Genomic DNA, 5,250 nt, shown 5'->3' with positions numbered 1-5,250 from the left:
GACGCTGGAGAAGCTCAAGGGCGCCACGGCGGCGTGGGTGGACCGCGATTCGGTGGCGGGCTACCTGTTGCCCAGCGCGTTCCTGAAGACGCAGGGGCTGGAGCCGTCGCGCGCGTTCGTGTCGCAGCAGTTCACGGGCTCGTACCAGGGCGCGCTGGAGGCGGTGCTGGAGGGCAGGGCGCAGGTGACGAGCGTCTTCTGTCCGCCGGCCTCCACCGGCCTCACGTTCACCACGGGCGTGGAGGACGTGCTGGGTCCGGGCATGGGCGCGAAGTTCGAGCTGCTGGCCTACACGGATGAGGCCCCCAACGACGGCGTGCCGGTGGCCATGGGGCTGCCCGCGCCGCTGGTGACCGCGCTGGAGGCGGCGCTCCTGGGGTTGCCGTCCACGCCGGACGGCCAGGCGCTCATGCGCGACATCTTCAACGCGGACCGCTTCGAAGTGGCGCCGCGCATGGGCTACCGCGCGCTGTACCGCGTGGCCCTGGCCAGCCTGTAGCCGCGGCTACTTGTCGGAGTCGGGACCGCCGCCGCGCACGGGGCGGCGGGCGGAGGACACGGAGCCCTCGGTGCGGCCCGGCTTCGCGGGCGCCTTGCCTCCGACGGAGTCCTCCGGCGCGCGCACGGCCTTCGCGGCGGAGCGGCTGCCCGTCGTCTCCCCGGGGACCTTCACGGCCTTCGCGGCGGAGCGGCTGGCCGTGGAGCCGTCTGGCGCACGGGCGGGCTTCGAGGCGTCGTCGCGCACCGCGCCGAACTGGGCGGTGGAGGAGCGGCCGGTCTCCGCGCGAACGGCCTCGTGCCTCGCAGTGGAGGACCGGCCCGGCTCCGTGCGCACGGCCTCGTGCTTCGACGTGGGCCGGCTCGCGTCCTCGTCGTGCAGGGGGCGCGTGTCCGCCAGGCTCACGCCCGTGTTCTCCCGCGTCCTCACGGGCCGGGCCTCCGGGCGGCTCAGGCCGGAGTTCTCCTTCGTGCGCGAGGTCCGCTCCGCTGAAGGTCCCATGCCCGAGCCCTCCGGCGACGCGGCGGCCTTCGTCGACGACTGGCTCACCGACGGCTCCGGCGCTCGCGGCGGCGTCTTCGCCGGCCCCTGCGCCTTGCCCGGGGACGGCGTCGCGCCGGAGGCCGGCGCCTTCGCGGGGCTGCCCGGCCGGGCCATCAGGCGCGGGTCGAAGTAGATCATCGTCGGCTCGGCCGCGAAGCGCTCCTCCTCCAGCTCGTCCGCGTACACGTCCCGCATGAACGCGGCCAGGTGCGCGCTGGTGCCGTGCAGCTTCTCCTGCTGGAGGAACTCCTCCAGCGCCAGCTGCAGCTCGCCCGCGGTGGAGAACCGGTCGTCGCGCTTGCGCGCCAGCGCCTTGAAGACGATGGGATCCAACGACTTCGGAATCCCCGGCACCGCCTCCGACGGCGGGACGATTTTATGCCCCACGACGGCCTTGAGCGTGGCCATCTCCGTCTCGCGCTTGAACAGGCGGCCGTTCGTCAAGAGCTCGTAGAACACCGTCCCCAGGCCGAACACGTCCGAGCGCGCATCCAGCGGCTCACCCCGCGCCTGCTCCGGGGACATGTACGCGTGCTTGCCCTTGATGGTGCCCACCACCGTCTGGGACAGCTTGCCCTGCGCCTTCGCCACGCCGAAGTCGATGAGCTTCACGCCGCCGTTGAAGCCCACCAGCACGTTCTGCGGCGACACGTCCCGGTGGATGAGCGACAGCTTCCGGCCGGACGGACTGCGCGCGTTGTGGGCCGCGTCCAGCCCCGCCGCCGCCTCCGCGATGATCCGGCAGCGCAGGCCCAGCGGAAACCCGCCCGGGTGCGCGGACGCGCGCGGCACCAGCGAGCCCAGCGGCTCGCCGTGCACGTACTCCATCGCGATGTAGTACTGCCCGTCCACGTCCCCCATCTCGTAGATCTGCGCGATGTTGGGGTGGTTGAGCAGCGCCGCGATGCGCGCCTCGTCCAGGAACATCTGGAGGAACTCGTCGTCCTCCGACAGGTGGGGCAACAGCCGCTTCACCACCAGCAGCTTCTGGAAGCCCACCGGCCCCTTCTGCCGCGCCAGATAGACCGCCCCCATGCCGCCGGTGGCCAGTTTGCGCAGCAATTCATAGCGGCCGAACGTTTCCACTCCGGCAGTGACGATAGCCGCGTCAGCGCGGATCTCAAAAGCCCGGGCCTCCCCAAAAACGCGAACCGGGCCGGCCCCCTTTTGAGGGACCGGCCCGGCCGCGCTGCGTCACGAACCCGTTCCCGGCTGGGAGACTACGGGGTGGCGGCGCAGATGCTGCGGTAGCGGATCTCCACGGACTGGCCCGGGGTGGGGACGGAGCCCGCCGCGAAGATGACCGCGTTGCGGCCGGCGTCGTAGGTCCACTGGTCCGCACCCAGCGTGCGGCCGTTCACCCGGACGCTCATCTCCGCGGTCCCGTCCGGCGTGGCCGTCAGGTGGAAGTCCGCCTGGGGCTCGCCGGCCTGCTGGATGATGGGGTCCAGGAACCCGCGGTAGTCACCCTCGCAGATGGAGCCCACGGTGCCGCCCGTGCCCCTGGCCACCGAGGCGAAGCGGTCCGCGCTGCTGCTCGCGGTGGAGCAGGAGCCGTTGGGGATGAGCGCGTGCAGGTTGCTGCGCTGGGACATGCCCGTGCCCTTCAGCGTCTGGAGGAACTGGATGTAGCTGTCGGGCTCGAAGCCGGAGTGGTCGTCCTCGTCCGCCATCACCACCACCGCCATGCGGGCCGCGGCGCGGGTGAAGCCCAGGTTGCCGTCGTTGGGCTGCGGGGTGCGGACGTCGTCGGCCTGCTCGGACAGCGGGGCGGACAGGCCCTGGCGCATCGTCTCCAGGCCCTGCACCAGGTTGTGGCACAGGCCCACGTCCAGGTTGGCCTGGATGGTGGCCGCCGCGTTGGCGCTGTTGCCGGACACCACGCGGGCGCGGCTGCCGTCCACCGGGAAGAGCCGGCCGGCCTCACCGCCGTTGGCGCCGCCGCCGCACAGCCCCGGGCGCTGCACCAGGCCCGTGCTGGTGACGCCCACGCGCACGTCCACGTTCAGCTCCCTGGCGCGGGCCAGCCACCCCGGAATCGCGCTGCGCAGGCGCTGCTGGTACGTCTCCATGGTGGTGGTGTTGGAGACCACGAAGAGCACGTCCAGCTGGCTGTCGGTGCCCTGCGTGAAGCGGTCCACCTGGATGCCCTCGTGGTTGGTCTCCGCCAGCAGCGGCACCAGGAAGCGGTTCGCCTCCGTGTCGGTCTGGAAGTACAGCGGGCTGTAGTGCTGGCCCAGCACGTTGCGGGCGTAGTCCACCTCCATCTCGAAGCCCTCGCCGGGCTGGAGCGTGATGGGCGCCGTCACCGGCGTCATCAGGGAGAACTGCTTGGACGTGCCGTTGCCGATGGTGGCGTCCGCCACGGTGAGCGGCTCGCTGCAGCGGTTGGACAGGAACGTCTTGCGCGGCTTGGCCGGGCAGTCGTAGCGGATGGGCCCGAAGTCCACGAAGGACGGCGTGGCCACCAGGCACGACGGGTTGGACACCGCGTGGATGGGCAGCGTCACCGTGGGGTAGGCGGGGTTGTTGACGGTGAGCATCAGCTCGCCGTTGAACTCGCCACCCGTGGTGGGCGCGCGGAAGGCAATCATGGAGCTGAAGGCCGTGTCGTAGAGCACCACGCCGCCCGTGATGGGGCCGCCCGGCATGCTGAACACGCCGCCGCCGTCATTGGACAGGTGCACGTTCTTGATGGCGCACTCGGCCCGGCCGGGGTTGCGGAAGTAGAAGCCCAGCACCGCGCCGCGGCCGGGCACCACGTTGGCGAACTCCAGCTTCGGCTGCGGCAACAGCTCATACACGCAGGGGCCGGAGGCGCGGGCGCGGGCCGTCAGGGTGATGGCGCGCTCGGGCGTGAACAGGTCGTTGGACTGCACGTAGAGCGTGGCGCTGAAGGTGCCCTCGTTCTTGGGCTCGAAGTAGACCTTCAGCTCCAGCGCGTCGTCGCCCGGTTGAATCTGCAGGCCGTTGGCCTCCAGCGCGGGCCAGGTGCCGCCCTTCCACGGGTAGTTCTGCGTGCCGCGCGTGGGCGTGGCCACGTCGAACTGCACCGCGTCGCCGTCCGCGCGCACGCCGGTGAAGGTGAGCGGGCCGTTGCTGCCGGCGTTGGTGATGCGGATGACCTGCTCCACCTTGCCGCCCACGGGCAGCTCGCCGAAGTCCAGGGCCACCGGGGCCACGGCCAGCGTGGGCCGGCCACCGCGCGCATCCAGCATCACGCGCGACTCACGCGCCTTGTCGGACGCGTACGCCACGGTGAGGTTGCCCACGTTGGGGCCGGAGAAGCGCGCGGCGAACTCCATGCGCATCTCCACCACCTCGCCCGGCTGCACCGTGGTGCCCTCCGGCTTGCTCAGCGGAGAGAAGGCGCGGTCGCTCGTCGCCAGCGCGGAGATGGTCACCGGGCGCCAAGTGACGTTGCGCGCGCGGGTGAAGGACTCGGTGCGCTCGTGCACCGGAATCTCGTCGAAGGGCACGGGCGCCGGGTCGAACACGAAGGCGCTGGCCACGGAGTTGCCCTTGAGGTCCACCACGGACGGGGTGCACGTCTCGCAGGAGACGACCTCCAGCCGGGCGCCCATCTGCCCCAGCGCGCGGGGCAGGTACTTCGTCTTCACCACCTGCGTGCTGTTGGGCGGCACGGTGATGGTGTCCGCGGTGAACGGATCCGCGTTCTCACCCGCGACCTTCAGCGTCAGCGGCAGGTCCACCGGGTTGGTGACCGTCACCTCCAGCGTGCGGTCGCTGTCCACCTCCAGCGTCTCGTAGTCCAGCACCGGCGGGTTGACGCCGATGCGCGTGGGCGTGCCCAGGCCCTGCACGGGCAGCTGCTGCAGGGCGCCCACGTTGGCGTCCGTCGTCACGCGCAGCGTCTCCTCCACCGGCCCCTCGGCCAGCGGGTGGAAGCGCACCTTGACGATGTGGGACTCGCCCGGCGGCACGCGGCCGCCGCCGTCCGTCAGCTCCACCTGGTAGGACGGGTTGTTGCCCAGTCCCAGCGCCTCAATCGCGGAGAAGGGCACGTAACCGACGTTGCGGATGCGGACCTCTTTCTCACGCCACTCGCCCACCGGCACCTCGCCGAAGTCGAGCGCGTCCACGTCCAGCACCGCCGTGGCCTGCACCCCGCGCGTCTGGTCCTCCTCGTGACACGCCATCGTCCCCGCCACCAAAGACGCCAGCAGGACGAACCGACCCCTCCACCC

General features: G+C 71.5%; 3 protein-coding genes. 1 reads left to right on the top strand and 2 read right to left on the bottom strand.

The features are described from left to right. Positions 1-499 (top strand): phosphate/phosphite/phosphonate ABC transporter substrate-binding protein (locus tag D7X55_RS35375; protein WP_147470336.1); only part of this gene is annotated, 499 nt, incomplete at its 5' end. Positions 500-505: 6 nt separating this feature from the next. Here the strand turns inward: D7X55_RS35375 and D7X55_RS45585 are convergent. Together D7X55_RS45585 and D7X55_RS35365 are read right to left on the bottom strand one after the other, a co-directional pair. Next, the gene (locus tag D7X55_RS45585; protein WP_304988910.1) at positions 506-2,128 is read right to left on the bottom strand and encodes a serine/threonine protein kinase; all 1,623 of its coding nucleotides are present in this window, start codon (positions 2,126-2,128) and stop codon (positions 506-508) included. Positions 2,129-2,262: 134 nt separating this feature from the next. Next, the coding region (locus D7X55_RS35365; protein ID WP_407921811.1) for a choice-of-anchor D domain-containing protein at positions 2,263-5,250 on the bottom strand (2,988 nt) is incomplete at its 5' end.

It is taken from the genome of Corallococcus sp. AB049A (assembly GCF_003668885.1).
In the GTDB taxonomy this organism is placed as follows: Bacteria; Myxococcota; Myxococcia; order Myxococcales; family Myxococcaceae; genus Corallococcus; species Corallococcus interemptor.
This window is presented reverse-complemented; position numbering and strand designations above follow the sequence as displayed.